Genomic DNA, 25,941 nt, shown 5'->3' on the forward strand with positions numbered 1-25,941 from the left:
CGTCTCTCTCCCCGGCGTCGGCACCGGGACGCGGCCCTTTCGGGGTCGCGTCTTTTTTGTGATGCCTTCGCCAGAAGGCACTGTCATGCGTGTGTAACAAAAACATCATTTCATAGCGTCGTCTGCCGGACACCCGGCCAATCCAGCCTCGGAGCTTCCATGAAACTGCAGTCGGCCAGCCTGACCGCCCTGTCTCTCACCATCGCCCTCGCCCTGGCCGCGTGTTCGCCCGGCGGCAAGGATGCGCAGTCCGGCGACACCGCCAAGGGCGCTCCCAGCGCAGGCGCCACCGCCGGGGACAGCAAGATCGCTGAAATCTCCGGCGCCGGTGCCTCCTTCATCTACCCGTTGGTGTCCAAGTGGTCGGCCGATTACAACGCCGCCACCGGCAACAAGGTGAACTATCAATCGATCGGCTCGGGCGGCGGTATTGCGCAGATCAAGGCCGGCACGGTGGACTTCGGTTCGACCGACAAGCCGCTGGACAGCGCCGAACTGCAGCAGGCCGGGCTGGGCCAGTTCCCGTCGGCGATCGGCGGCGTGGTGCCGGTGATCAATCTGGAAGGCATCGCACCGGGCAAGCTGCGTCTGACCGGCGCGCTGCTGGGCGACATCTTCCTGGGCAAGGTCACGCTGTGGAACGACGCGGCGATCGTCGCGGCCAACCCGGGCGTGACCCTGCCGGCGACCAAGATCAATCTGGTGCATCGCTCGGATGGCTCGGGCACCACCTTCAACTTCTCCAACTACCTCTCCAAGGTCAGCCCGGAGTGGAAGAGCAAGGTCGGCGAAGGCACCTCCGTGCAGTGGCCGGGCGGCGTCGGCGGCAAGGGCAATGAAGGTGTTGCCTCGTACGTGCAGCAGATCAAGGGTTCGATCGGTTACGTCGAACTGGCCTATGCCCTGCAGAACAAGATGCCCTACGCCTCGCTGCAGAATGCGGCCGGGCAGTGGGTGGAGCCGAATGCGGAAAGCTTCGCCGCCGCTGCCGCCAGCGCCGACTGGACCAATGCCAAGGACTTCAACCTGGTGATCACCAATGCACCGGGCGAGAAGGCCTGGCCGATCACCGCCACCAACTTCATGCTGATGCACAAGCAGCCCAAGGATGCGGTGCGCAGCAAGGCGACGCTGGAGTTCTTCAAGTGGGCGCTGGAAAACGGCCAGACCCAGGCCAGCGAGCTGCATTACGTGCCGCTGCCGCCGGAGCTGGTGAAGCAGATCCAGGCCTACTGGGCCAGCGAGTTCAAGTGATGCCCTGCACCCGCTGTCGTGGCGGGCTGCGCTGCGGTGAGGTGCCTGCGGGCGCCTCGCCGTTCCTGTTGTCTTACGCTCCCGCCATTGCGCGGGTGACGAGTCCAATCGAATGAATGCCACCGCCGTTCCCGAAGCGATGACCGCACCACGCGGCCGCGATCTGCGCGATGCGCGTGCCGATCGCCTGTTCAAACTCGCGTTGGCCGCCACGGTCGTTTTCGTCCTGCTGGCGCTCGGCAGCGCCGCGCTGTCGATGCTGTGGGGCGGACGTCATGCCTTGCAGGCGCAAGGGCTGAGCTTCTTCTATTCCGCCGACTGGAATCCGGTCGAGAACAAATACGGCGCACTGGCGCCGATCTACGGCACCCTGGTCACCGCGTTGATCGCGATGGTGATTGCGGTGCCGGTGAGTTTCGGTATCGCGTTCTTTCTCACCGAAGTGGCGCCGCGCTGGTTGCGCGGGCCGGTGGGCACGGCAATCGAATTGCTGGCCGGCATCCCGTCGATCATCTACGGCATGTGGGGTCTGTTCGTGCTTGTGCCGGTGATGACCGAACACGTGACGCCCTGGCTCAACGATCACCTCGGCACGCTGCCGTTGATCGGCCCGTTGTTTCAGGGCCCGCCGCTGGGGATCGGGTTGCTGACCGCAGGCTTTGTACTGGCGATCATGGTGATTCCGTTTATCTCTTCGGTAATGCGCGAAGTATTTCTCACCGTACCCACGCGCTTGAAGGAATCGGCCTACGCGCTGGGGTCGACCAAGTGGGAAGTCAGCTGGGACATCGTGCTGCCCTATACCCGCTCTGCGGTGATTGGCGGCGTGTTTTTAGGCCTGGGCCGTGCACTCGGTGAAACCATGGCAGTGGCGTTCGTGGTCGGCAACACGGTGCGGTTGTCTCCGTCGCTGCTGGAGCCCGGCACCACCATCGCTGCCTTGATCGCCAATGACTTCGGCGAGGCCACCGAAACCTACCGCTCGGCGTTGTTGTTGCTCGGCTTTGTGTTGTTCATCGTGACCTTCATCGTACTGGCGATTGCGCGCTTCATGCTGATGCAGCTGTCGCGTCGGGAGGGCAACTGATGTCCTCGGTCTCGCAATCCCTCTACAACCGCCGCCGCGTGATCAATGTGGTGGCGCTGCTGCTGTCCTGCGCCACGGCAGTGTTCGGCCTGTTCTTCCTGGCCTGGATTCTGTGGACCTTGTTGTCCAAGGGCGTGCCGGGCATCGACCTCAATCTGTTTACCAAGATGACACCGCCGCCGATGCAGGAAGGCGGCCTGCTCAACGCCTTCTTCGGCAGCGCGGTGATGTGCGGCCTGGCGCTGGCGATCGGCACCCCGCTCGGCATTGCCGCCGGCACCTGGCTTGCCGAATACGGCAATGCGCGCAAGACCGGTCTGGTGGTGCGTTTTGTCAACGACATCCTGTTGTCGGCACCGTCAATCGTGTTGGGTCTGTTCGTCTACACGCTGTATGTGATGCAGACCGGTGGACGCTTCTCGGCGTTTGCGGGTGCGCTGTCGCTGGCCTTCATCGTGTTGCCGGTGGTGGTGCGTACCACAGACGAAATGCTGCGCCTGGTGCCGGCGCAGATGCGCGAAGCGGCGTTGTCGCTGGGTATTCCGCAGTGGAAAGTCACTGTGCAGGTGCTCTATCGCAGTGCCTCGGCCGGCATCCTGACCGGTATTTTGCTTGCTCTTGCACGTATCAGCGGCGAGACCGCGCCACTGCTATTCACCGCCTTCGGCAATCAATACTGGAACAGCAATATCTTCCAGCCGATGGCCAGCGTGCCGGTGATTATGAATCAGTTCGCCGGCAGCCCTTACGAGACCTGGCAGACGCTGGCCTGGTCCGGCGCACTGGTACTGACCGCGTTCGTGTTGTTGGTGAGCCTGGGCGCACGCGCGCTGCTCTTGCGCAACAAGATTTCCAATGACTGACCTTTCCTTCCGGACACCCGACATGAACGATCTCCAAAACGCCAAGCCGATGCATCGCATCGCTGTCCCGGCCGCCAAGGGGTCGCCGACCGCGCAGGCGCCGGTGAAGGTGGCCGCACGCAATCTGGATTTCTATTACGACAAATACCACGCGCTCAAGAGCATCAACATCGAGATTCCGGAAAAGCGCGTCACCGCGCTGATCGGGCCTTCGGGTTGCGGCAAGTCGACCTTGCTGCGCATCTTCAATCGCATCTATGCGCTGTATCCGAAGATGGAAGCGCGCGGCGAAGTGCTGCTGGACGGTGAAAACATCCTGTCGCCGAAGTACCCGATGAACCGGCTGCGCAGCAAGGTCGGCATGGTGTTTCAGAAGCCGGTGCCGTTTCCGATGACGATCTTCGAAAACGTCGCCTACGGCATTCGCCACCACGAAAAACTGTCCAAGGCCGACATGCAGAACCGTGTCGAGCAGGCGCTGCGTCAAGGTGCGCTGTGGGACGAGGTCAAGGACAAGCTGGGGCAAAGCGCGCTGGGTCTGTCCGGCGGTCAGCAGCAGCGCCTGTGCATCGCACGTGCGGTGGCGCTGCGTCCGGATGTGTTGCTGCTGGACGAACCGACCTCGGCGCTGGATCCGATTTCCACCAGCCGCATCGAGCAGCTGGTGGAAGAACTCAAGCGCGAATACACCATCGTGATCGTGACCCACAACATGCAGCAGGCCGCGCGCGTATCGGACTACACCGCTTTCATGTATCTGGGCGACCTGATCGAACACGACCGCACCGAAACGATCTTTTCCCAGCCGTCCAAGCAGCAAACCGAGGATTACATCACCGGTCGGTTCGGTTGATGTAGGGCGAAACATCGCAAGGCCGCATTGAAGCAGCTCCACCGCACCGCCCGGCACGACATTTGCATCACGTGCGATGTCGTCAAGGTGACGGCGGACATCCACCATTGCCACGAATCGAGATCACGATGAACCAGCACCTCAACGACCATATCGTCAAAAGCTACGACGAGGAGCAGCACCGTCTTGTCGCCGAGATCGTGCGCATGGGCGACACGGCGGTGGCGCAGCTGGAAGCGGCGCTGGATGTGGTGGAGCGTCGCGACGACAACGCCGCGCATCGCATCGTGGTCAATGACGAGGCGATCGACGCGCTGGAACATGCGATCAGCCACGACGTGATGCGGCTGGCCTTGCGTGGCCCGATGGCGCGCGATCTACGCGAGATTCTGGCCGGCCTGCGCATTCCTGCCGATATCGAACGCATCGGCGATTACGCGGCCAACGTCGCCAAGCGCTCGATCGCGCTCAATTCCGCACCGCCACTGCCGCAGACCGTGGGCCTGCGTGCGCTGGGCCAAATGGCCGCGCATGCCGTGCGCGAAGCCGTGCAGGCGTATCGCGACAAGGATGCCGATGCGGCGATTCGCGTGCGCGATGAAGATGCACGCCTGGATGCGCAATACACCGCGCTGTTCCGCGAGCTGTTGACCTACATGATGGAAGACCCGCGCAACATCACTCCCTGCACGCATCTGCTGTTCATGGCCAAGAATCTGGAGCGCATCGGCGACCACGCCACCAACATCGCCGAGAACGTGTGGTTCCTGGTGCATGGCGAACAACCGCTGCCACCGCGATTGAAGCGCGACGACACCACCCGCGTGATCTGATCCACCGCGTGCCGGCGTCACTTGCCGACACACTGCAGCAGCCCGCAACCCCTTATTTCATTACGTATTCAGCTAATCAAGCCTAGGGTGAAATCACACAGGCCGTTCCTGTGACGCAGGAGTACGCAAATGAAACGCATCATTGGGTCTTTCATGGCTTTGTCGTTGCTGATGTCCAGTGCAGCGTTCGCCGCGCCTCAGCAGCATGATGACCGCGACCACGAGAATGATCGCGACCGCAATGCGCAGCGTCACGATGATCATGGCAACGACCGCCGTGATGACAAACACGACGACAACAATCGCAATGATCGCCGCAGCAGCCATAACGACGATCACCGCAACGACCGCCGCGGCCCGCCTTACCGGCGCGGCGAGCGCCTGGCGCCGGACCATCGCGGCAATCGCGTCGCCGATTACCACAAGCATCATCTGAACAAGCCGCCGCGCGGGCACGAATGGCGCCAGGTGGACAATAACTATGTGCTGATTGCAGTGGCCACCGGCCTGATCGCAAGCGTGGTCGCCGGTCGCTAAGCCGAACCGTCAGATGCGTCGTCAAACTGGCCCGATCCGCGGCAACGCGGGTCGGGCTTTTGTTCGCCGGAGCGCTGCGCGCGCAGGGCATGTGCGGCCGGCACCTGGCCACGATCGAGCACGGCGTGCGACCTGCTAGGCTATGCCGATGAACGAACCGGTCGACCTGCAGCCTGCTTCCTCCTTTTTGCCCATGTCGCGGCGCTTTCGCGGCTATCTGCCCGTGGTGGTGGATGTGGAAACCGGTGGATTCGACTGGAACAAACACGCGCTGCTGGAAATCGCCTGCGTGCCGATCGAAATGGATGCCGAAGGTCGCTTCTTTCCGGGCGAAACCGCCAGCGCACATCTGGTGCCGGCGCCCGGCCTGGAGATCGACCCGAAGTCGCTGGAAATCACCGGCATCGTGCTCGACCACCCGTTCCGCTTCGCCAAGCAGGAGAAAGACGCGCTGGATCATGTGTTCGCGCCAGTGCGTGCGGCGGTGAAGAAGTACGGCTGCCAGCGCGCGATCCTGGTCGGCCACAACGCGCATTTCGATCTGAACTTCCTCAACGCGGCAGTTGCGCGCGTTGGCCACAAACGCAATCCGTTTCATCCGTTCAGCGTGTTCGACACCGTGACCTTGGCCGGTGTGGCGTACGGGCAAACCGTGCTGGCACGCGCGGCGCAAGCTGCGGGCCTGGACTGGAATGCGGCCGATGCGCATAGCGCGGTGTACGACACCGAGCAGACTGCGCGGTTGTTTTGCAAGATTGCCAATGCGTGGCCGGGGCCTGTTTGAGCGGGGATTGGGGATTCGCAAAAGCATGTGGTCCCTCTGCTTGAAAAATTTGCATTTGGCGGCGCCATTGCGTGCGGCCGTACCCTCATCCGCCCCTGCGGGGCACCTTCTCCCGTAGGAGAAGGGAAGCGCTAGTTAGCTCGCTTTTGCGAATCCCTAATCCCTAATCCCCAATCCCGATACCCAATCCCGATACCCAGCGCCTAGCCCACGCAGATCCGATCGCGCCCTGCACTCTTGGCTTCGTACAAGGCATGGTCGGCGCGTTGCATCAGTGATGAGCCGGTGTCGTCATCGCGCAGCTCGGCCACGCCGGCACTAAAGGTCACTTGCAGGCCGTCCACGCCGCCCCAGTCTTGACGCGCATGGAACAGCGCGCGGATACGCAGGCATAGCGCCTGCGTCTCTTCTAGCGAAGTGTCGGCGAGCAGCAGGGCGAATTCTTCGCCGCCCAGCCGGGCCGGCAGATCCGAGGCACGTGCGGCGGCAATCAGCAGCACACCCACTTCGTGCAGCACCGCATCGCCACTGGCATGCGAGTAATGGTCGTTGATGCGCTTGAAGTGATCGATATCCAGAATCGCCAGTACCAGCGAGCGCCCACTGCGGCGTGCGCGACTGATGTCGCGCGCCAGCGCTTCGTCGAAGTGGCGACGATTGGGGAGCCCGGTCAGTGCGTCTTCGTGCGCCTGGCGCTCGAACACGTCGGACTTGATGCGTAGCCGCGTCAGCAGCTCGCTCTTCTCCTGGTTGGCCTGCAGCAGGCGCTGCGCCTGCAATTGCAGATCTTCGGTGCGTTTGCGCACCAGTTCGGCCAGGCGTGCGTTGTGGGTCTTGTAGCGATGCAGCAGCAACCGGTACAACAAGGCGAGCGCAAGCAGCGCAGCCAGCACTGCCGCAAAACGCACGTCGTGGCGTTGCCACCACAGCGGCAAGACCTCGAACGCCCACACCGCCTCGTGCGGACTCCACGCACCGCCAGGGTGCCGGGCCGCCACATGCAAACGATAGCGGCCGGGCGGCAAGCCGATGAATTCCACGCTGCGCTGCCGGCCACGTTCGGTCCAGTCGTTGTCCAGGCCTTCCAGGCGGGTGCGGTACTCGATCCGCTCCGGCAACAGAAAGCTCATGCCGACGTAGGACACGTTCAAGCGATGTCCGCCGGGCAGCTTTGCCTGCTGCCGCCAGGCCAGCGGGCGGCCATCCTGCTGCACGCTCTCGATCAATGCAGGCGGCGCGCGGCGCTCACGAAAGCGCTGCAACCGCGATGGATCGACCGTACTGATGCCGCCTGCAGTGACTACCCACACCGAGCCGTCGGCGCGCGCGATCATGCTCGGGCTGGAACTGCCATTGGCCTGCGCGTTGCCCATGCCATCGATCTCGCCATAACGTTCGATGGCGAGCTGGCCGCGTCCATCGGCGACCGCGTTGAGCGTGCCGAGTTCGGTGCGCAGGACGCCGCGATTGCTGCTGATCCACGCGTTGCCGAGACGGTCCTTGACCAGCTGGAACACCGTATCCACCGGCATGCCCTGCTCCAGGCCCACGCGTGCCAGCGCGCCCTGGCGCACGCGATACAGGCCGCGGTCGGTCGAGATCCAGACAGCGTTGCCGATGCTCTGAAAACCGAACACGCTGCGGGCCCCGCCAAGTCGCTCCAATCCCAACTGCTGCAGCTTGCCGTCGCGCAGCACTGCGGCGCCATCGACCGACCCGATCCACAGCGCACCATCGATGCGCGCCAGCGCGGTCACCACGCCATCGGGCAGGCCGTCGATCGTCAACGCCACTCGCTTGCCGTCCACCAACTTGACCACGCCGCGCTGCGTGGCCAGCCACACCACTGCTTGGTCGGCGGCATGGTCGTCGATCACGATGGCGCGGATATGCCCGCTGGGAATGCCCTCGGCCTCGCCGTAATGCCGCAGCACGCGTCCGTCGCGCAGGACGAAGACGCCATCGGCGTAGGTGCCCACCCACAGGTCGCCCTGCCGATCCAGCGCCAGGCTCAGCACCGAGAGCTTGCGTCCGGAGGGAGTGGCAACCGGCACCGGCACGATGCTTCCGTCCGGCAGCATGCGATCCAGGCCCGCGGTGCTGGCGATCCACAGACTGCCGTCGCGGTCTTCCAGCACGGCGCGGACGTAGTCCCCGCTCAGGCCATCGCGCTGGCTGTAGCTGCTGAACAAGGTTTCGCGCAGCCGGAACAGGCCGCCATTGGCGCCGACCCAGATGCTGCCTTCGGCATCCTCGCGCAGGCTGACGATACGCCCGCTGGGCAGGCTGCGGCCGGCAGGCAGATGCTCCACACCGTGGCTGCCGATGCGCAGCAGCCCCTGATTTTCGCTGCCCAGCCACAGGTCGCCATGGCGATCCTGCAACATTGCGGTGAAGTGTCCCTGCCCCGGCACGCGATGCATCAGCTCGGCGCGCTCGCCCTGCAGGCGATACAGCTGCTCGCCCGCGACGACCCACAGCGTGCCGTCCGGGGCGCGGTAAGGCCATGCCAGGCCGGGCGACAGGCCGAACGCTGCAGGCGCGCGATGCATGTGTCCATCCAGTTCGCGGTAGATCAACCCGTCGAGCGTGCCGATCAGCAACCGCCCCTGGTCGTCAAACAGCATGCGCGGAAAGCTGCTCTGCAGCGGCACGCCATCGCGCGGCGGGAAATACGCGAAGCGCCCATCCGGCCACAGGCAACCAAGCCCGTGCCCTTCGAACAACAACCACATGCGACCTTGCGCGTCCATGGTCATTGCGTGGATCAGCGCTTGCGGCCATTGCCCTCGTCGCTCCCAGCGCCGCCACTGCCCATCGGCGCTGTGACGCACCAGATTGCCGCGTGCATCGCTCAGCCACAGTGCGCCATCGCGATCGACATACAACGCACCGACGCCGTTATCGGGCAAGCCGGGGCGCGTGCTGCGATCGATTACGCTGAATTCCAGCCCGTTGTAGCGCACCAGGCCTTCCCAGGTGGCGAACCACAGATAGCCGTCGTGGGTCTGGGCGATATCGCGCAGCGAGTTGTGCGGCAATCCGTTGCGCGAACTCCAGCTGTCGATCGCATAGTCGCGCAGTTGCGCCGTTGCAGCCGGTGCGGCAGCCGCGGCGAACGCGCATAGCGCCAGCAGCAGGCAGGCACCGGCATTGAGCCAGCGCTGCCACTGTCTATCTTCTCGTGTCGGCGCCCTGACGGCGCACGTGCTCTGGCCTGTACGACAGGCGCCCACCCCATGATTCATCGGACACAACACGCCGTTTGCTGACGATATGGTAGGCAATAACGCATCCGCGCGTCGGTAATCGATACGCGTGTTGTCGAAAGTGCTGATGCACAAGCGTTGCGTCTGCGATCGGCAACACATCGCGATCGACATCTGCGCAATCGGGCGCGCAACTGCGCGATTGTTGCGGGTACATGCGATGCGCGCGTGTTGAACGAGACGGCTTCGGTCTGGCGATCAATCCGCGCGCATATCTCTAGGTGCGAATGCGATTACGCGCCCAGGCGCTGGCGCACGGCTTCGAACAAGGTCACACCAGCCGCCACCGACACGTTGAGGCTTTCGATATCGCCCGGCATCGGAATCTTGACCAGGCCATCGCAATGCTCGCGCGTGAGCCGGCGCAGGCCATCGGCCTCGCCACCGAGCACCAGCCCGACATTGCCGCGCAGGTCCACGCTGTACAACGACGCCTCTGCTTCGCCGGCCAGACCGTACAGCCACACGCCCTGCTTCTGCAGATCACGTAGGCACCGCGCCAGATTGGTCACCGCCACCACCGGAATCCGGTCGGCCGCACCGGCCGAGGTCTTGCGCACGGTGGCATTGACGGTGGCCGATTTGTCCTTGGGAATCACCACCGCAGTGACGCTGGCGGCGGCGGCACTGCGCAGGCAGGCGCCGAGATTGTGCGGGTCCTGCACGCCATCCAGGATCAGCAGCAGCGCACGTCCTTCGGCGGCCGTCACCAGGGCTTCGAGCTCGTTTTCTGCCCACAGCCGCGCCGCTGCGTACCGCGCGACCACGCCCTGGTGACGGACCTGACCACCGACCCCATCGAGCGCCTGCGTGTTGACGCGACGGACCTCAATGCCCTTGCGGCGCGCCTGCTCCTCGATCTCGGTCAGGCGCGGGTTCTTGCTACCGGCCTCGATCAACACCTCGCGCACGTTGTCGGCGTCGTTCTCGACCGACGAGGCAACGGCGTTGACGCCGACGATCCACTGATTCTGCTTGCTCATTGCGCGGGCATACGAAGAGATAAAGGGGAATGGTAGGGCCTGCGGCCTGCCACGTCACGGCCGGGGCGCGGATGGCGGTGCCGACGAGGAACTCGCGGTGGAGCGAATCGCGATGAGCCAAGATCACGCTCGCACCGTGGTGGTGCTGCCGACACCTACGCTCGCTGGCCGTCGCGAACCGGTGCGAGGTGCGCTCATGCCAGCGGGCGCGAACTCACACCGGCCACTGCTCGGTATCGTGATCCGGATGCTGCCTTGACACGAGGTCGGCCAGAAACGCCAATGCAGCGACATCATCCTCGGCAGCCACCGCTGTACTCGAGTGCTGCGTCCATCGTTGCCTCAGCCCTGTTGAACACGGATGACCGGAGATCGTTGCGAGCTTGTGCTCGCAAGGACCTGTAGCGTCATATCTTGCGATCCGCACGCATCGCGAGCCGCCGCCAGGCAGCTACTCGCGATGGTGTCGTCGCGCTTAGTACTGCTTTTTCTTGCGCTTGGCCGGCTTCTCGCGCTGCGGCAACGGCGCGTCGGGCGCTGCGCCATCTTCGGCCAGACGGAAGTCGATCTTGCGCTCTTCCATGCTCGCCTTGAGCACCAGCACCCGCACCGGGTCGCCCAGGCGGAAGGCGCGACCGCGGCGTTCGCCACTGAGCGTCTTGCGGATCGGGTCGAACTGGTAATAGTCCTGCGGCAACTGGGTGACATGTACCAGGCCGTTGACCTTGGATTCGTTCAATTCCACAAACAGGCCGAAGCCGGTCACACCGCTGATCACGCCATCGAACTGGCCGCCGACATGCTTTTCCATCCACGCGGCGCGATAGCGCTCGTCGACCTCGCGCTCGGCTTCGTCGGCACGCCGTCCGCGCTCGGAGCACTGCAGCGACAATGCCGACATCTGGCGTGGGGTATAGATATATTTTTCCGGGCTGGCGCCGGTCAAGGCATGCTTGATTGCGCGGTGCACCAGCAGATCCGGGTAACGCCGGATCGGCGAGGTGAAGTGCGCATACGCCTCCAACGCCAGACCGAAGTGACCGTTGTTGTCAGGCGAGTACACCGCCAGGCTCTGGCTGCGCAGCAGCACCGATTCCAGCAACGCGGCGTCGGGGCGCGCACGCACCTTCTTCAGCAGCTTGGTGTAATCGCCGGGGCGCACCTTGCTCCATGCCGGCAGGCTCAGCTGGAATTCCTTGAGGAACTCCAGCAGGTCTTCGAACTTGCTCTCCGGCGGCCGCTCATGCACGCGGTACGGCGCCGGCACATGCATGCTCAGCAGATAGCGTGCGGCCTCGACGTTGGCCGCGATCATGCATTCTTCGATCAGCTTGTGCGCATCGTTGCGCACCAGCATGCCGGCCTGAGCGACTTCGCCGGTGTTGTCGAGCACGAAGCGCACTTCGGAGGTCTCGAATTCGATCGCGCCGCGATGCGTGCGCGCCTTCGACAGCACGTTGTACAGCTGATGCAGACGCTGCACCTGCGGCAGCAACGGGCCGATAAAGGCCTTGGTGTCGGCATCGTCTTCGCCGACCGCCTTCCACACCTGGTTGTAGGTCAGGCGCGCGTGCGAGTTCATCACTGCTTCGTAGAAACGCGAGCCGGTGACTTCGCCATCGCGGCCCACCTGCATGTCGCAGACGAAGCACATGCGGTCGACCTTGGGCATCAGCGAGCAGATGCCGTTGGACAGCGTCTCCGGCAGCATCGGCACCACGAACCCCGGGAAATACACCGAGGTGGCGCGCTTCTGCGCTTCGTCGTCCAGCGGCGTGCCCGGACGCACATAGTTGGAGACGTCGGCGATCGCCACCACCAGACGGAAGCCGTCGGCGTTGGGTTCGCAATACACCGCGTCGTCGAAATCCTTGGCGTCCTCGCCATCGATGGTGACCAGCGGCATCTGCCGCAGGTCCACACGCCCGCCGATCATCTGCGGCTCGACCACCAGCGGCACCGCGGCGGCCTCGTCCAGCACTTCCTGCGAGAACTCGTGCGGCAGCTCGTGGCCGTGGATGGCCATTTCCACCACCAGCGACGGGGTCAGCTTGTCGCCGAGCACCGCGATGATCTTGCCGATCGCCGGACGACGCGCATCCGGCGGCGCGATCAGCTCGCACACCACCAACTGCCCTTCGCGCGCTTCACCGATGCCGTCCGGTGCGATCTGCACATTGCGTTGCACGCGCTTGTCGTCGGGGTCGACGTAGGCCACGCCGTGCTCGTAGAAGAAACGCCCGAGCATGCGCGACATGCGCCGTTCGAGCACGCGTGCAATCGCGCCTTCGCGACGGCCGCGGCGGTCGATACCGGTGACGTTGGCCAGCGCACGATCGCCGTGCATGACCTTGCGCATTTCGTACGGCGGCAGGAACAGGTCGTCGCCGCCTTCGTCCGGCTTGAGGAAGCCGAAGCCTTCCGGATTGGCGATCACCACGCCGGCGATCAGGCTGGTCTGCTGCACCGGCGCGTAGCCGCCACGGCGGTTCTGCACCAGCTGCGCTTCGCGCACCATTGCGGACAGGCGCTTGCCCAACGCGTCGATGCGGTCGCTCAGATGCAGTTGTTCGGCGATTTCTTCGGCGGTCTGCGGGCCGTCACAGGCTTCGAGCAGCTGCAAGATGGCCTCGCGGCTGGCGATCGGCTCGGCGTAGCGCAGTGCTTCGCGATCGGCGTGCGGATCCTTGAACTCAGCGGCGGCAGCGGGAGAAGCAGTGACAGCTGCTGCAGGCTGGACAGACTGAAGGCGTTCCGGCGGCGGCGCAGGCGGGCCGCTCTTGCGCGGATGCGGTGCGCGCGGAGCCGGCGGCTCAGGCAGCGGCGGCGCTACTTGCAGCTCCGGCGAGGCTTGCGCGGCTTTATCGGCAGCGCGCTTGTTTGCGGACTTGGTCGAGGCGCCAGCGGCGGCGCGAACCAGGAAGTCAGGCATCCACCCCGGCAACTTCTGTTTTTCGGCGGTGGTGGGCTCGCCAGTGTTGGCGGAATTGCGGCGACTCGGCCGATCGGAATCTGGGGTGTTTTTCTTGGTCATTGCCATCATATTACCCCGTGCAGCCTCGATGTGGGCTGAAAGCCGGCCCGTCCAGGCGCAGATCGCCGTGTTCACCCGTTGACAAGCCCGCCAGGAGCCTGCAAAATTCGCGGCTCACCTTGCCCAGGTGGCGGAATTGGTAGACGCACTAGCTTCAGGTGCTAGCGGGGGCAACTTCGTGGAGGTTCGAGTCCTCTTCTGGGCACCAGTTTAAAAAGACCTCCGAGCGATCGGGGGTCTTCTGGTTTCTGGGGTCTGAAAATGCTTGAGTGATGCTACACGGCTTGACCGACAGCAGCCTCATTCGAAGCTGCTGCTGACATTATCGTTACGGCAATGCGGTAATGCCCGCCTCGCGCAAGGCCTTCGCCCAGATCGCATAACCGGCCTCACTGGGGTGCGTGCCGTCGGGCATCAGCGCCTCGGGCAAGGTCCCGTCGGGCTGCAGCAGTTGCTTGCCGATATCGACCAGACGCACTGACGGATCCTTGGCATAGCGCGCGGCCAGCAAGCGGTTGGTCTCGGCGATCGGTGCGCGTTGCGCATCGCCCGCATGGCGGCCGCGCGGCATGATCGCCATCAGGATCAGCTTGCTGTTGGGCAAGCGGCGACGCACTTCGTTCACCACCGCCTCCACGCCCAGGGCGGCCTCGGCCGGCGTGCTCGCGCGCGACTGCGCGGTGCCGGTGAGGTTATTGGTGCCGAGATGCAGCACCACCCATTGCGGATCCAGACCGTCGAGCTCGCCCTGGCGGATCCGCCACAGCACGTTCTGCGTGCGGTCCCAGCCGAAACCCAGATTCAGCACCGGCCGCGTGCCGTACAACCACTGCCACGATTGCGCGCCACTGACGCGCGTGGCCTGCGGTGGGCCAGCCCAGAAATGCGTGATCGAATCGCCGATCATCACCACGTCCGGCTTCAATGTGCGCGCTGCGGCGAGCGCCGCATTGTGGCGGGCGTACCAGTCGTACGAGTCCTGTTCCAGCCAGTCGACCGGAATCAGCGAGGTCGCAAACTCGCGGCCGAGTTCGGCGACCGGCTTGACCGGCGACTCGCCCAGCAATCGGGCCAGGGTCGGCTCGATCGCTTCGGCGAGCATGCGCTGACCATGGGTGTCCGGATGCAAGGCGCCGGCTGGCGGCCGGAAGCGCGTGTCGTAGAACAACTCGGTGCGCAGCTTGCCGTCGCGTAGAAAGATCGACCCCACATCCAGATAGGTCACCCGTGGATTGTCGCCGTAACGCACTGCCAGACCTTGATTGACCTGCGCATCGCGGCGCGACTTCTCGCTGGAAATATCGCTGGGCAGCACGCTCACCAACAGGATGTGCGTGCGCGGCAGCTTCTGCTCGATCGCCGCCACCACCGCATCGATGCCCAGCTGGGTCTGCTCGGCGGTCTGGCCGAGATGGCCGGTGTTGTTGGTACCGATCAATACCAGCGCGACCTTGGGCTGCAGACCGTCGACCTCGCCATTGGCCAGCCGCCACAACACGTTCTCGGTGCCGTCGCCGCTGAAGCCCAGATTGAGCGCGCCACGGCTGCCGTAGAAGGTCTGCCAGGTCGGCTGAAACTCTTCGTCCGGCGCCTTGGATTTTTCGTAGTTTTGGGTGATCGAATCGCCGATCAACAACAGCGGCGTGTCCGGATGCTGCTTCACCTGCTCCAGCACCTGCGCGTGGCGCTGCGCCCACCAGGCTTCCTGCAAGCGGTCGGTAGGCACGATCGAGGGCGGTGGCGTTTGTGCACTTGCCACGGCGCAGACCAGCAACATCCCCCAGCACACCAGCACGGACGCAATGGCAGACAGCGAAAAGCAAGGAAACACAGCGTGCGAAGACCGGAGCATGCGCGCACCACAGGCTGGAGAAGCAGCGATTGTGATCCGCGCGCGCCGCGCACGACAAGCGCGGACGCAGCCATCCGCGATGTCGCGCTGTGAGTGGCGCTGTGACGTGCTTGCCGTGTGCCGGCGCCAGGCCACTGACACGACGCACCTGTGATGCCAGGCCGCTCACGTTTGCGTAGGAGCGCGCTTGCGCGCGATGAAGCATTATCGGTAATGCTTCATCGCGCGCAAGCGCGCTCCTACGCAGCGGTGCGAAGCAATCGCCTACACCAAGTTGCCCGATCGACCGCTGCCCACCTTGGGCCGGCGGCGTTGCCGCATCCAGCGGCAGCGCTGGATGCGGCCGGCGTCAGCGCAAGCCCGTCTCGGCGCGCGCAATCACCAGCCTTTGGATCTCCGAAGTACCTTCATAAATCTCAGTGATCTTGGCATCGCGGAAGTAACGCTCCAGCGGCATTTCCTTCGAGTAGCCCATGCCGCCATGGATCTGCACCGCTTGATGGGTGATCCACATCGCCGCCTCCGAGGCGGTGAGCTTGGCCACGGCCGCTTCGGTACCGAACTTGCGCCCCTGCCCCTTCAACCAGGCCGCGCGCAGCGTCAGCAGCAGCGCTGCATCCAGCTTGCACTTCATGTCGGCGATCTTGGCCTGGGTCATCTGGAAGGTGCCGATGGCCGCGCCAAACGCCTTGCGCTCTTTCACGTAAGCCAGCGTGGCCTCGTACGCCGCACGCGCGATGCCGACCGCCTGCGAGGCGATGCCGATGCGCCCGGCGTCGAGCACGCTCATCGCGGTCTTGAAGCCCTCGCCCTCCAAGCCCAGCACCTCGTCAGGCTGCGCGATGTAATCGGCAAACTCGATCTCGCAGGTGGCCGACGCACGGATGCCGAGCTTGGGCTCGGTCTTGCCGCGATGGAAGCCGGCCCGATCGGCATCGACCATGAAGGCGGTGATGCCGCGCGAGCCCTTGTCCGGCTCGGTCACCGCAAACAGCACGATGTACTTGGCGACCGGGCCGGAGGTGATCCAGCTCTTCTTGCCGTTGATCACGAAGCTGCCATCGGCTTGCTTCACCGCGCGGCAACGCATCGCCGAGGCATCCGAACCGGACTGCGGCTCGGTCAGCGCGAACGCACCGATCTGCGCACCTTCGGCAATCGCACGCACGTACAGCTGCTTCTGCGCCTCGCTGCCATTCTTCAAAATACCGGTGCAGAACAGCGAGTTGTTGACCGACATGATGGTGGAATGCGCACCGTCGGCTGCAGCAATTTCGATCATCGCCAGCGCGTAGCTGATCGGGTCCATGCCGGCGCCACCGTACTCGGCCGGCACTTCGATGCCCATCAGGCCGTTTTCGCCGAGCAGGCGGATGTTGTCCAGCGGGAACTCGCCACTGCGGTCGAACTGTTCGGCGCTGGGCGCGATCTTTTCCCGGGCGATGCGGCGCGCCACATCCTGGATCATCAATTGTTCTTCGGTAAAGCTGAAATCCACGTCGCATCCCTCCAGGCCTAGGCTGAGCGCCCATTGTAGCCACAACCATTCGCATGCGTATGTAGTTGACCCCACACCCTGCCGGGCCGAAAATATCTCCATATCGCGATATAGAGATATTCATGGATCTGGAAGACTGGTCGGCGCGCCTGAAGGTGTTTGCCGACGCCACCCGAGTGCGCCTGCTGACCTTGCTCGAGCAGGAAGAACTCACCGTGGCCGAGCTGTCGGCCATCACCCGTCTGGCCCAGCCGCGCGTGTCCACCCACCTGGCCAAGCTTAAGGAAGCCGGGCTGGTACGCGACCGTCGCGCCGGCGTGTCGGCCTATTACCGTTTCGACGAGGTGTCGCTGGACCCGGCGCAGCGCGCCTTGTGGCTGGCGCTGAGCACCGGCAGCGACGACCCGCTGTTGCGCCAGGACGCCGAACGCGTGGCCGCCGTGCTGGCCAACCGCGCCGCCGACCAGAACTGGGCCGATTCGGTGGCCGGCGACATGGAGCGGCATTACTCGCCCGGGCGCACCTGGGAAGCACTGGCGCGCACCGCCCTACCCTTGCTGGAAACCGGCGACGTGCTCGACATCGCCTCCGGCGACGGCGTGCTGGCCGAGTTGGTGGCCCCGCACGCCACCCGCTACATCTGCATCGACACCAGCGCGCGCGTGGTCGCCGCCGCCAGCGAGCGCCTGCGCAAGCTGCGCAACGTGGAAGTGCGCGAAGGCGACATGCATGCGCTGCCATTCCCCGATGCCAGCTTCGATCTGGTGGTGCTGATGCATGCGCTCACCTACGCGGCCAAGCCGACGCAGGCGGTGGCCGAATCCGCGCGCGTGCTGCGCCCCGGTGGCCGCTTGCTGCTGTGCAGCCTTGCCAAACACGAACATCGCGCGGCGGTGCATGCCTATGGCCACGTCAATCTCGGTTTTGCGTCCAAGGAATTGCGCAAGTTCGCCGAGAAAGCCGGGCTGGACGTCTCCAGCCTGGAGACGGTGACGCGCGAGAAGCGCCCGCCGCATTTCGAAGTGATTTCGTTGATTGCGATGAAGCCGGGAGTGGTGAGTCGGGATTCGGGATTGGATGAAGGCAAGAGCTTAGCTTCGCGGAGAACTGGGTCATGACGCCTACGCCAATCCCTAATCCCCAATCCCCACTCTCGTTCTCGCTGCCCTGGCTGCATCCGGAGCGCGCTGAAAAACTCGGCGCTGCGCTACGCGAGCGCATCCTCATCATCGATGGCGCGATGGGCACCATGATCCAGCGCCATGATCTGCAGGAACCGGACTATCGTGGCACCCGCTTTGCCGACGGCTACGACAGCGCGCAGGTGCATGTGCACGGGCCGGGCTGCGATCACGCCCACGCTCCCGAAGGCCACGACCTGAAAGGCAACAACGACTTGTTACTGCTGTCGCGCCCGGAGATCATCGCCGGCATCCATCGCGCCTATCTGGATGCCGGGGCCGATCTGCTGGAAACCAACACCTTCAATGCGACCTCGGTGAGCCAGGCCGACTATCACCTCGAACACTTGGTGTACGAATTGAACAAGGCCGGCGCACAGGTTGCACGTGCTTGCTGCGACGAGGTCGAAGCCCTGACGCCGCACAAGCCGCGCTTCGTGATCGGCGTGCTCGGCCCCACCAGTCGCACCGCATCGATCAGCCCGGACGTCAACGACCCCGGATATCGCAATACCAGTTTCGATGCGCTACGCGAGACTTACCGCGAAGCCATCGACGGCCTGATCGACGGCGGCGCCGATACGCTGATGGTGGAAACCATCTTCGACACGCTCAACGCCAAGGCCGCGCTGTACGCGATCGAAGAAGTGTTCGAAGCCCGCGGCGGGCGCTTGCCGGTGATGATCTCCGGCACCATCACCGACGCCTCAGGGCGCACGTTATCCGGCCAAACTGCAGAAGCGTTCTATGCCTCGGTCGCGCACGGGCGGCCGCTGTCGGTGGGCCTGAACTGCGCACTCGGCGCCAGCGATCTGCGCCCGCATGTAGAAACGCTGGCGCAGATTGCCGATGCGTACGTCAGCGCGCATCCCAATGCCGGTCTGCCGAATGCGTTCGGCGAGTACGACGAAACGCCGGAAGAAATGGCCGAGACCTTGCGCGAATTCGCGCAAGCCGGCCTGCTCAATTTGGTCGGCGGTTGCTGCGGCACCTCGCCGGATCACATCCGCGCGATCGCCGAAGCGGTGGCCAATCTGCCGCCGCGCCGATTGCCTGGCGCGCAGGAGCTGGCAGCGTGATGCAGAGCGATGACGCTTATCCGTCCTTCGGGCCCCTTCTTCCGCATGCGGGGGAAGCAGGCGTGCAGCGCCGGATGAGTACGGACGACTGCGTCCCGCCACTTCCCTTTCCGATTCGGGCTAGCAACGCGGCCGCCCTTCTTCAGAGCATCGCATGAGCACTCCCCGCTACACCCGCCTGTCCGGCCTGGAGCCGTTGGTCATTACGCCGGACCTGCTGTTCGTCAACGTAGGCGAGCGCACCAATGTCACCGGCAGCGCGCAGTTCCGCAAGCTGATCAAGGAAGAACGCTACGAAGAAGCGGTGGAGGTGGCGCGCCAGCAGGTCGCCAGCGGCGCGCAGATCCTCGACGTCAACATGGACGAGGGCCTGATCGATTCCGAAAAAGCGATGACGCGCTTTCTCAACCTGATCATGTCCGAGCCGGATATCGCACGCATTCCGGTGATGGTGGATTCGTCCAAGTGGAGCGTGATCGAAGCCGGCTTGAAGTGCCTGCAGGGCAAGAGCGTAGTCAACTCGATCTCGCTCAAGGAAGGCGAAGCGCAATTCATCGAACAGGCGCGCAAGGTGCTGCGCTATGGCGCAGCCGCAGTGGTGATGGCTTTCGATGAAGTGGGCCAGGCCGACACCTGTGCACGCAAGGTCGAGATCTGCACGCGCGCCTACAAGGTGCTGACCGAGCAGGTGGGATTTCCGCCGGAAGACATCATCTTTGACCCGAATATCTTTGCCGTCGCCACCGGTATCGAGGAGCACGACAACTACGCGGTGGACTTCATCGAAGCCACCCGCGAGATTAAGCGCACGTTGCCGCATTGCCATATTTCCGGTGGCGTTTCCAACGTGTCGTTCTCGTTCCGCGGCAACGAGATGGTGCGCCAGGCGATCCATTCGGTGTTCCTGTTCCATGCGATCAAGGCCGGCATGGACATGGGCATCGTCAACGCCGGCGGCATGCCGATCTACGACGAGCTGGACCCGGAGCTGCGCGAGCGCGTGGAGGATGTGATCCTCAACCGCCGCAAGGACGGCACCGAACGCTTGCTGGAAATTGCAGAGCGCTACAAAGGCAGCAAGGGCGCCGCCAAGGTCGAAGACCTGGCGTGGCGCGAGAAGCCGGTGCGCGCACGCCTGGCGCATGCGCTGGTGCATGGCATCGATGCGTTCGTGGAGACCGATACCGAAGAAGCGCGGCAACAGTCCACACGCCCGCTGGATGTGATCGAAGGCCCGCTGATGGACGGCATGAACGTGGTCGGCGACCTGTTCGGCGCCGGCAAGATGTTCCTGCCGCAGGTGGTCAAATCCGCACGTGTGATGAAGAAAGCGGTGGCGTATCTGTTGCCGTACATCGAGGCGGAAAAACTGCGCACCGGCGATGTCGGCAAGTCCAACGGCAAGATCATCATGGCCACCGTCAAGGGCGATGTGCACGACATCGGCAAGAACATCGTCGGGGTGGTGCTGGCGTGCAACAACTTCGACGTGGTGGATCTGGGCGTGATGGTCTCGGCGCAGGTGATCCTGGACCGGGCGCGTGCGGAGAATGCCGATCTGATCGGGCTATCCGGCTTGATCACACCGTCGCTGGAAGAAATGTCGCATGTTGCGCGCGAGATGCAGCGACAGGGATTCGAGATTCCGTTGTTGATCGGTGGCGCCACCACCTCGCGCGCGCACACCGCACTGAAGATCGACCCGCATTACAAGGCGCCCACCGTGTGGGTGAAGGACGCCTCGCGCGCAGTGGGCGTTGCGCAGTCGCTGATCTCGCGCGATCTGCGCCAGGCCTTCGTGGCCGCCAACGATGCCGACTACGCGGAGATCCGCACCCGCCACAGAAATCGCGGCGATGCAAAACGCCTGGTCTCGCTGGAAAAGGCACGCGCACAGCGTTTCGATGGCGATTGGGACAACTATGTGCCGCCTACCCCGCGTCAGCCGGGCGTGCATGTGTTCGACGACTATCCGCTGCAGGAGTTGATCGAGCTGATCGACTGGACCCCGTTCTTCCAGGCCTGGGAACTGGCCGGCAAGTTCCCGGCAATTCTCAGCGATGAAGTGGTCGGTCCGCAGGCCAACGAGTTGTATCGCGATGCACGCAAGATGCTGCGCACGATCGTCGCCGAGAAGTGGCTGACCGCGAAGGCCGTGTTCGGGCTGTGGCCGGCGAATAGTGTGGGCGATGATGTTGTGTTGCTCACCGAGCCTGCGGAATCGGGAATCGGGAATCGGGAATCGCAAAGCGATCCATCGGCGCCTGACCATTCCCGATTCTCCATTCCCCATTCCCTGCACTTCCTGCGCCAGCAGGTCGACAAACCCGCCGACCGCCCCGACTTCTGTCTGGCCGATTTCATCGCACCCAAGAGCAGCGGCAAGCAGGACTGGATCGGTGCGTTCGCGGTGACTGCCGGCATTGGTATCGACCCGTATGTGGCCCGTTTCGAAGCGGCGCACGACGACTACAACGCGATCCTGCTCAAGGCCTTGGCCGACCGTCTGGCCGAAGCGCTCGCCGAGCGTTTGCATCAGCGTGTGCGTACCGAGTTCTGGGGGTACATCGAAGACGAGGGCTTGGACAACGAGGCACTGATCGCCGAGCGCTATCGCGGCATCCGTCCTGCACCCGGCTACCCTGCATGCCCGGAACATAGCGAAAAACGCACCTTGTTCGATCTGCTCGACGCCGAGCGCAACACCACGATGACGCTGACCGAAAGTTTCGCAATGCTGCCTACCGCGGCGGTCTCGGGTTATTACTTCAGCCACCCGAAAAGCCAGTACTTCGTGGTCGGGCGAGTGGGCAAGGAACAGGTTGCCGATTACGCCAAACGCAAGGGCATCACACTTGCGCTGGCCGAACGCTGGTTGGCATCGAATCTGGATTACGACCCGGAGTGATGGCAGCTGATCTGCCGCCTGGATGCTCTGCCGCCTGGCTGCAGGGCCCTTGCCCGCCCACCGTCGCGGGACACGCCGCAAGTACGTCCGTGTAGGCTCTTACGCGGCATCCATGCCGCGTAAGGTCCCGCGACGGTGGGCCGGCAAAGACCAGTCGAGATGGTCGGTGAGCATGGCTTTCAACAAAGCAATCAGCAAACTTTCTGGTGCGGTGTCCTCACCGCTTGCGGGACCGTGTGGCGGCATGGATGCCGCCACCGAGCCTCCACGGACGGATTCACGGCGTGTCCCGCAAGCGGTGAGGGCACCGCGCCCTCGACCGACCAGGCTTCTAACCTCAGCGTCTGACTGCATCTAAACGAAGACCGAGTCGATATCTCGACGTCTTGAAGTCATTGAACGGTCGGCACACCTCACCGACCGTGTCGCATCACGCAGCCGGCCGCAACACGTTCAAGACTTCATAGCACGCACCCATGGTGTGGTAATCGGTCTTGCCGGCTGGACTCTTCTCATCGCTGTACTTGCGATTGTCCGCGTCCAGAATGCGATACCAGGCGCCATAGCGATGGTCGATCATGTGCTTCCAGGAATAGTCCCAGAGCTTGTCGTACCACTGCCAATAACGCGCTTCGCCGCTGCGCTGCGCCAGCAACGCCGCGGCCGCCAGCGACTCGGCCTGCACCCAGAAATACTTGTCGTCGTCGCAGACCTTGCCATCGGGGTCGAAGCCGTAATACAGCCCGCCACGCTGCGCATCCCATGAGCGCTCTACGGCCACATCGAACAGATGTTGTGCGGTCGGCAACAACCAATCGGTCGGCGCGTAACGATCCAGCAGCATCAACAGCTTGGCCCACTCGGTCTGGTGACCCGGCTGAAAGCCCCAGGGGCGGAACAGGTGCTTGGGATTGTCGCGGTTGTAGTCCCAGTCGATGTTCCACTGCAGATCGTAATGTTCCCAGACCAGGCCGTCGGCCTTGGCAGCCTGACGCCGGGTCATGGTGTCGGCCAGCGACAGTGCGCGGTCCAGATAGCGTTGCTCGCCACTGGCTTCGTACGCGGCAATCATCGCCTCGCACATATGCATATTGGCGTTCTGGCCGCGGTAGCTGGTGAAGTTGAACTGCGCATCGGCTTCGTCGCGATACAGCCCGAATTCCGGCTCCCAGAAATGGTTTTCCAGCAACTGCCAGGTTTCGTCCATCCACGCGCGCGCCTCCTCGATACCGGCCTTCAGGCCGCACGAATACGCCAGCAGCACGAACGCCACGCCGTAGCAGTGATTCATGTCATCTTCGACCACGCCATCGCGCAAGGTCCACGCATAGCCGCCGGTGGCCGCATTGCGATGCACGTTGCGCAGATAATCCAGGCCGTGACGTACCGCCTCCAGATACTGCGCATCGCCGAATTCGCGATACGCCATCGCGTAGTTGAAGACAAAGCGCGTGCTGCTGACCAGATGCCGATGCCCGGCGTCGTAGATCGCACCATCGTCGCGGAAATACTGGAAAAACCCGCCCGCCGGATCGATCGCGCGCGGGTGGTAGAACGCCATGGTGTCGGCAATATGCTGACGCAGCACATCGGCCGAGCGGAAATCGGGTGCGGGGGTCGCAGGCAAACGGCTCATGATTGTTCCTGGATCAAAGAATGGACTTCATCGACGCTCGGCATCGCGGCGAACGCGCCTTTGCGCGTTACCGCCAGCGCACCGACCGCCGCGGCAAAACGGATCACCTCGGTGATCGCGGCCGCATCGCCACACAGCTGCTCCAGCGTGGACGCACGCGCCGCCAGCTGAAAGAGCAGCCCACCGACGAACGCATCGCCAGCCGCGGTGCTGTCGCGCACCTGCACATGGAACGCCGGCACCTGGCCGGAATCGGTGCGTGTCTGCCAATGCACCGGCCCGCCACTATCGGTCACCAGCAACCAGCTGGCCTGGCCCTGCCACAGCTTCTGGGTGACCGTGCTGGCATCGCCATCGAGCGTGCCGGCCAGGTAATCGAGTTCTTCGCGCGAGAGCTTGACCACATCGGCCAACGCCAACGCCTCCCACAGCAACGCTGCCGGGTCTACATCCTGCGGCCACAACATCGGGCGCAGATTGAGATCCAGGCTGACGATGGCGCCATCGGCGCGCGCGCGGCGCATGCCATCGAGTGTGCACTGCGCAATCGCAGGCTCGGTCATGCTGTTGGAGCACACATGCAGCACGGCGGCTTGCTTGAAACCGTCGGCAGCGAAGTGCTCCGGACGGAACAACAGATCCGCTGCAGGCGGACGATAGAAACTGAAACTGCGCTCGCCGGCTTCATCCAGTGCCACGAAGGCCAGCGCAGTCTTGGCTTGATCGGTGCGCACGATGCCATCGGTGGCGACGCCGGCCTGCTGCAGACTCTGCAGCAGAAAATCGCCGAACATATCGCGCCCCAGCATGCCGATAAAATGCGCCGCACCGCCCAGCCGCGCCACCGCAACGGCGACGTTGGCCGGCGCACCACCAGCGTATTGCGCAAACGTGCGCGCCTCATCGGCACCAGCCGGCGGCAACGCCAGCATGTCGATCAAGGCCTCGCCGAAACAGACCACCTGGTTCTTCGCAGCACTCATGCGCGCGCCTCCGCCAGTGCGCCGCGCAGACGCGAGCCCCAGATGCCGTAAAACACGATGTACAGGTAGCACACCAGCGGCAGCACGAACGACTCATGCAAGCCGATGCTGTCGGCCAGCAGACCTTGCAGATACGGCACGATGGCGCCGCCGACAATGGCCATGATCAACAGGCTCGATGCGCGGCCGGTCAATGGACCAAGACGCTCGATGCCCAGCGTAAAGATGGTCGGGAACATGATCGAATTGAACAAGCCGATCGCCACCAATGCATACACCGCCAGCATGCCGCCGCTGGCCATGGTCAGGCCCAGCAGCAGTGCATTGATTGCAGCGAACACCGACAACAACACACGCGGCGACAACTTGGCCAGCAAGGCCGAACCGATGAAGCGGCCGATCATCGCCAGCGTCCAGTACGCCGACACGTAGTTGGTCGCCTCACGCTCGGTGAAACCACCGATCTGCGGCAACGAGAAGTAGTTGACCATCAGGCTGCCGATCGCCACTTCCGCGCCGACATAGAAAAAGATCGCCAGCACACCGAAGCGCACATGCGGGTGACGCAAGGCATCCAGCAGCGAATGCTTGCTCTCGTCCTTCTGCGCGCCCGCATCGGTCAGTGCCGGCAGACGGAACAGAAACACGAAGATCGCCAGCAGAAACAGCACAATGCCAAGGCCGATGTAAGGCCCCTGCACCGCCTGCGCTTCCTGCACGCGATAGGCCAGCTGCTCGGCTTCCGGCAGCACCTTGAGCCGGTCGCCGCTCATCACGGTGTTGGACAGGATCAGCCAGCCGCCGAAAAGCGGCGCGATTGCGGTGCCCAACGAATTGAGCGCCTGCGCCAGGGTCAAACGGCTGGACGCACTACGCTCCGGACCCAGCAACGCCACATACGGATTGGCCGCCACCTGCAAGATGGTGATGCCGGTGGCAAGCACGAACAGCGCGCCGAGAAATGCGCCATAGACGCGCAGTTCCGCCGCAGGCCAGAAGCCCAATGCACCGACCGCAGCAACCGCCAGACCGGCAACGATGCCTTGCTTGTAGCCGAGCCTGGCCACCAGCCAACCGGCCGGCAGCGACATCAGGAAATACGCGCCGAAGAAGGTGAACTGCACCAGCATCGCCTGCGCGAAGTTGAGTTCGAACACCGCTTTCAGATGCGGAATCAGAATGTCGTTGAGGCAGGTAAGAAAGCCCCACATGAAAAAGATCGTGGTGACGACCGACAACGCTACGCCGTTGTTGACCGGCGCCTTGTTGCCGCTTGGCACAGTGGATTGCGTGGAAAGGGAAACCAT

Annotated in this window: 18 protein-coding genes, 1 tRNA gene and 1 pseudogene; 11 read left to right on the forward strand and 9 right to left on the reverse strand. The window is 63.8% G+C overall.

The annotated features are described in order from the left end of the window. Nucleotides 1-159: 159 nt before the first annotated feature. The 7 genes from pstS to rnt all read left to right on the forward strand — a co-directional run bounded on the left by pstS (nucleotide 160) and on the right by rnt (nucleotide 6,211). Nucleotides 160-1,254 (forward strand): phosphate ABC transporter substrate-binding protein PstS, encoded by a 1,095-nt coding sequence (pstS, locus tag NDY25_RS00930; protein WP_168958500.1) that lies wholly within the window; start codon nucleotides 160-162, stop codon nucleotides 1,252-1,254. A 112-nt stretch (nucleotides 1,255-1,366) separates the two neighbouring features. Further along, complete coding sequence (gene pstC, locus NDY25_RS00935) at nucleotides 1,367-2,341, forward strand: phosphate ABC transporter permease subunit PstC (RefSeq protein WP_168958501.1); 975 nt, start codon at nucleotides 1,367-1,369, stop codon at nucleotides 2,339-2,341. Beyond that, nucleotides 2,341-3,204 (forward strand): phosphate ABC transporter permease PstA, encoded by an 864-nt coding sequence (pstA, locus tag NDY25_RS00940; RefSeq protein ID WP_168958502.1) that lies wholly within the window; start codon nucleotides 2,341-2,343, stop codon nucleotides 3,202-3,204. The genes pstC and pstA overlap by 1 nt, the downstream gene beginning before the upstream one ends. Before the next feature lie 22 nt (nucleotides 3,205-3,226). Then, entirely contained in the window at nucleotides 3,227-4,057 is an 831-nt protein-coding gene (gene pstB, locus NDY25_RS00945; protein ID WP_168958503.1) for a phosphate ABC transporter ATP-binding protein PstB, read from the forward strand. A 128-nt stretch (nucleotides 4,058-4,185) separates the two neighbouring features. Next, complete coding sequence (gene phoU / locus NDY25_RS00950) at nucleotides 4,186-4,890, forward strand: phosphate signaling complex protein PhoU (RefSeq protein WP_168958504.1); 705 nt, start codon at nucleotides 4,186-4,188, stop codon at nucleotides 4,888-4,890. A 129-nt stretch (nucleotides 4,891-5,019) separates the two neighbouring features. After that, nucleotides 5,020-5,427, forward strand: a complete 408-nt coding sequence (locus NDY25_RS00955) for an RcnB family protein (protein WP_168958505.1) — start codon at nucleotides 5,020-5,022, stop codon at nucleotides 5,425-5,427. 142 nt (nucleotides 5,428-5,569) lie between these two features. Next, on the forward strand, nucleotides 5,570-6,211 hold the full coding sequence (gene rnt / locus NDY25_RS00960) for a ribonuclease T (RefSeq protein WP_104551111.1): 642 nt from the start codon (nucleotides 5,570-5,572) through the stop codon (nucleotides 6,209-6,211). A gap of 203 nt (nucleotides 6,212-6,414) precedes the next feature. Here rnt and NDY25_RS00965 read toward each other — a convergent pair whose 3' ends face one another. The 4 genes and pseudogenes from NDY25_RS00965 to rnr form a co-directional block, all read right to left on the reverse strand. Further along, a complete protein-coding gene (locus NDY25_RS00965) occupies nucleotides 6,415-9,459 on the reverse strand; it encodes a ligand-binding sensor domain-containing diguanylate cyclase (RefSeq protein ID WP_168958506.1) in 3,045 nt (1,014 codons plus the stop codon). A gap of 254 nt (nucleotides 9,460-9,713) precedes the next feature. Next, entirely contained in the window at nucleotides 9,714-10,463 is a 750-nt protein-coding gene (rlmB, locus tag NDY25_RS00970; RefSeq protein WP_006450313.1) for a 23S rRNA (guanosine(2251)-2'-O)-methyltransferase RlmB, read from the reverse strand. Between the two features lie 214 nt (nucleotides 10,464-10,677). Continuing rightward, nucleotides 10,678-10,764 (reverse strand): annotated as a pseudogene (locus NDY25_RS00975) (GFA family protein); the annotation flags it as partial. Nucleotides 10,765-10,938: 174 nt separating this feature from the next. Further along, nucleotides 10,939-13,497: a ribonuclease R gene (rnr, locus tag NDY25_RS00980; protein ID WP_256627709.1), complete on the reverse strand. Its 2,559-nt coding sequence runs from the start codon at nucleotides 13,495-13,497 to the stop codon at nucleotides 10,939-10,941. 121 nt (nucleotides 13,498-13,618) lie between these two features. Between rnr and NDY25_RS00985 the strand changes: the two genes are divergently transcribed. Continuing rightward, nucleotides 13,619-13,705 (forward strand) — tRNA-Leu (locus NDY25_RS00985). Nucleotides 13,706-13,825: 120 nt separating this feature from the next. On the opposite strand, the gene NDY25_RS00990 is transcribed toward NDY25_RS00985, so the two are convergent. Together NDY25_RS00990 and NDY25_RS00995 are read right to left on the reverse strand one after the other, a co-directional pair. After that, the gene (locus tag NDY25_RS00990) at nucleotides 13,826-15,349 is read right to left on the reverse strand and encodes a platelet-activating factor acetylhydrolase IB subunit (protein WP_180336553.1); all 1,524 of its coding nucleotides are present in this window, start codon (nucleotides 15,347-15,349) and stop codon (nucleotides 13,826-13,828) included. Nucleotides 15,350-15,698: 349 nt separating this feature from the next. Further along, complete coding sequence (locus NDY25_RS00995; protein ID WP_168958508.1) at nucleotides 15,699-16,847, reverse strand: acyl-CoA dehydrogenase family protein; 1,149 nt, start codon at nucleotides 16,845-16,847, stop codon at nucleotides 15,699-15,701. Nucleotides 16,848-16,969: 122 nt separating this feature from the next. On the opposite strand from NDY25_RS00995, the gene NDY25_RS01000 reads away from it, so the two are divergent. The 3 genes from NDY25_RS01000 (at nucleotide 16,970) to metH (ending at nucleotide 22,015) form a co-directional block, all read left to right on the forward strand. Further along, nucleotides 16,970-17,965: an ArsR/SmtB family transcription factor gene (locus NDY25_RS01000; RefSeq protein WP_168958509.1), complete on the forward strand. Its 996-nt coding sequence runs from the start codon at nucleotides 16,970-16,972 to the stop codon at nucleotides 17,963-17,965. Further along, on the forward strand, nucleotides 17,962-19,107 hold the full coding sequence (locus NDY25_RS01005; RefSeq protein ID WP_256627710.1) for a homocysteine S-methyltransferase family protein: 1,146 nt from the start codon (nucleotides 17,962-17,964) through the stop codon (nucleotides 19,105-19,107). Before NDY25_RS01000 ends, NDY25_RS01005 begins: the two co-directional genes overlap by 4 nt. A 154-nt stretch (nucleotides 19,108-19,261) precedes the next feature. Then, nucleotides 19,262-22,015: a methionine synthase gene (metH, locus tag NDY25_RS01010; RefSeq protein ID WP_168958511.1), complete on the forward strand. Its 2,754-nt coding sequence runs from the start codon at nucleotides 19,262-19,264 to the stop codon at nucleotides 22,013-22,015. A 430-nt stretch (nucleotides 22,016-22,445) separates the two neighbouring features. On the opposite strand, the gene NDY25_RS01015 is transcribed toward metH, so the two are convergent. Genes NDY25_RS01015 through fucP form a run of 3 tightly spaced genes read right to left on the reverse strand, consistent with a single transcriptional unit; the run spans nucleotide 22,446 to nucleotide 25,941 of the window. Then, nucleotides 22,446-23,651: an AGE family epimerase/isomerase gene (locus tag NDY25_RS01015; RefSeq protein WP_168958512.1), complete on the reverse strand. Its 1,206-nt coding sequence runs from the start codon at nucleotides 23,649-23,651 to the stop codon at nucleotides 22,446-22,448. Then, on the reverse strand, nucleotides 23,648-24,634 hold the full coding sequence (locus NDY25_RS01020; RefSeq protein WP_168958513.1) for a carbohydrate kinase family protein: 987 nt from the start codon (nucleotides 24,632-24,634) through the stop codon (nucleotides 23,648-23,650). The genes NDY25_RS01015 and NDY25_RS01020 overlap by 4 nt, the downstream gene beginning before the upstream one ends. Further along, nucleotides 24,631-25,941 (reverse strand): L-fucose:H+ symporter permease, encoded by a 1,311-nt coding sequence (fucP, locus tag NDY25_RS01025; protein ID WP_168958514.1) that lies wholly within the window; start codon nucleotides 25,939-25,941, stop codon nucleotides 24,631-24,633. The genes NDY25_RS01020 and fucP overlap by 4 nt, the downstream gene beginning before the upstream one ends.

The organism is Xanthomonas hortorum pv. pelargonii, assembly GCF_024499015.1.
GTDB classification, from domain to species: domain Bacteria; phylum Pseudomonadota; class Gammaproteobacteria; order Xanthomonadales; family Xanthomonadaceae; genus Xanthomonas; species Xanthomonas hortorum_B.

Excerpts from the sequence above, each read along its gene's own strand:
- pstS (WP_168958500.1), top strand. The coding sequence starts at position 160 with ATGAAACTGCAGTCGGCCAGCCTGACCGCCCTGTCTCTCACCATCGCC.
- pstC (WP_168958501.1), top strand. The coding sequence starts at position 1,367 with ATGAATGCCACCGCCGTTCCCGAAGCGATGACCGCACCACGCGGCCGC.
- pstA (WP_168958502.1), top strand. The coding sequence starts at position 2,341 with ATGTCCTCGGTCTCGCAATCCCTCTACAACCGCCGCCGCGTGATCAAT.
- pstB (WP_168958503.1), top strand. The coding sequence starts at position 3,227 with ATGAACGATCTCCAAAACGCCAAGCCGATGCATCGCATCGCTGTCCCG.
- phoU (WP_168958504.1), top strand. The coding sequence starts at position 4,186 with ATGAACCAGCACCTCAACGACCATATCGTCAAAAGCTACGACGAGGAG.
- NDY25_RS00955 (WP_168958505.1), top strand. The coding sequence starts at position 5,020 with ATGAAACGCATCATTGGGTCTTTCATGGCTTTGTCGTTGCTGATGTCC.
- rnt (WP_104551111.1), top strand. The coding sequence starts at position 5,570 with ATGCCGATGAACGAACCGGTCGACCTGCAGCCTGCTTCCTCCTTTTTG.
- NDY25_RS00965 (WP_168958506.1), bottom strand. The coding sequence starts at position 9,459 with ATGAATCATGGGGTGGGCGCCTGTCGTACAGGCCAGAGCACGTGCGCC.
- rlmB (WP_006450313.1), bottom strand. The coding sequence starts at position 10,463 with ATGAGCAAGCAGAATCAGTGGATCGTCGGCGTCAACGCCGTTGCCTCG.
- rnr (WP_256627709.1), bottom strand. The coding sequence starts at position 13,497 with ATGACCAAGAAAAACACCCCAGATTCCGATCGGCCGAGTCGCCGCAAT.
- NDY25_RS00990 (WP_180336553.1), bottom strand. The coding sequence starts at position 15,349 with ATGCTCCGGTCTTCGCACGCTGTGTTTCCTTGCTTTTCGCTGTCTGCC.
- NDY25_RS01000 (WP_168958509.1), top strand. The coding sequence starts at position 16,970 with ATGGATCTGGAAGACTGGTCGGCGCGCCTGAAGGTGTTTGCCGACGCC.
- NDY25_RS01005 (WP_256627710.1), top strand. The coding sequence starts at position 17,962 with ATGACGCCTACGCCAATCCCTAATCCCCAATCCCCACTCTCGTTCTCG.
- metH (WP_168958511.1), top strand. The coding sequence starts at position 19,262 with ATGAGCACTCCCCGCTACACCCGCCTGTCCGGCCTGGAGCCGTTGGTC.
- NDY25_RS01015 (WP_168958512.1), bottom strand. The coding sequence starts at position 23,651 with ATGAGCCGTTTGCCTGCGACCCCCGCACCCGATTTCCGCTCGGCCGAT.
- NDY25_RS01020 (WP_168958513.1), bottom strand. The coding sequence starts at position 24,634 with ATGAGTGCTGCGAAGAACCAGGTGGTCTGTTTCGGCGAGGCCTTGATC.
- fucP (WP_168958514.1), bottom strand. The coding sequence starts at position 25,941 with ATGGTTTCCCTTTCCACGCAATCCACTGTGCCAAGCGGCAACAAGGCG.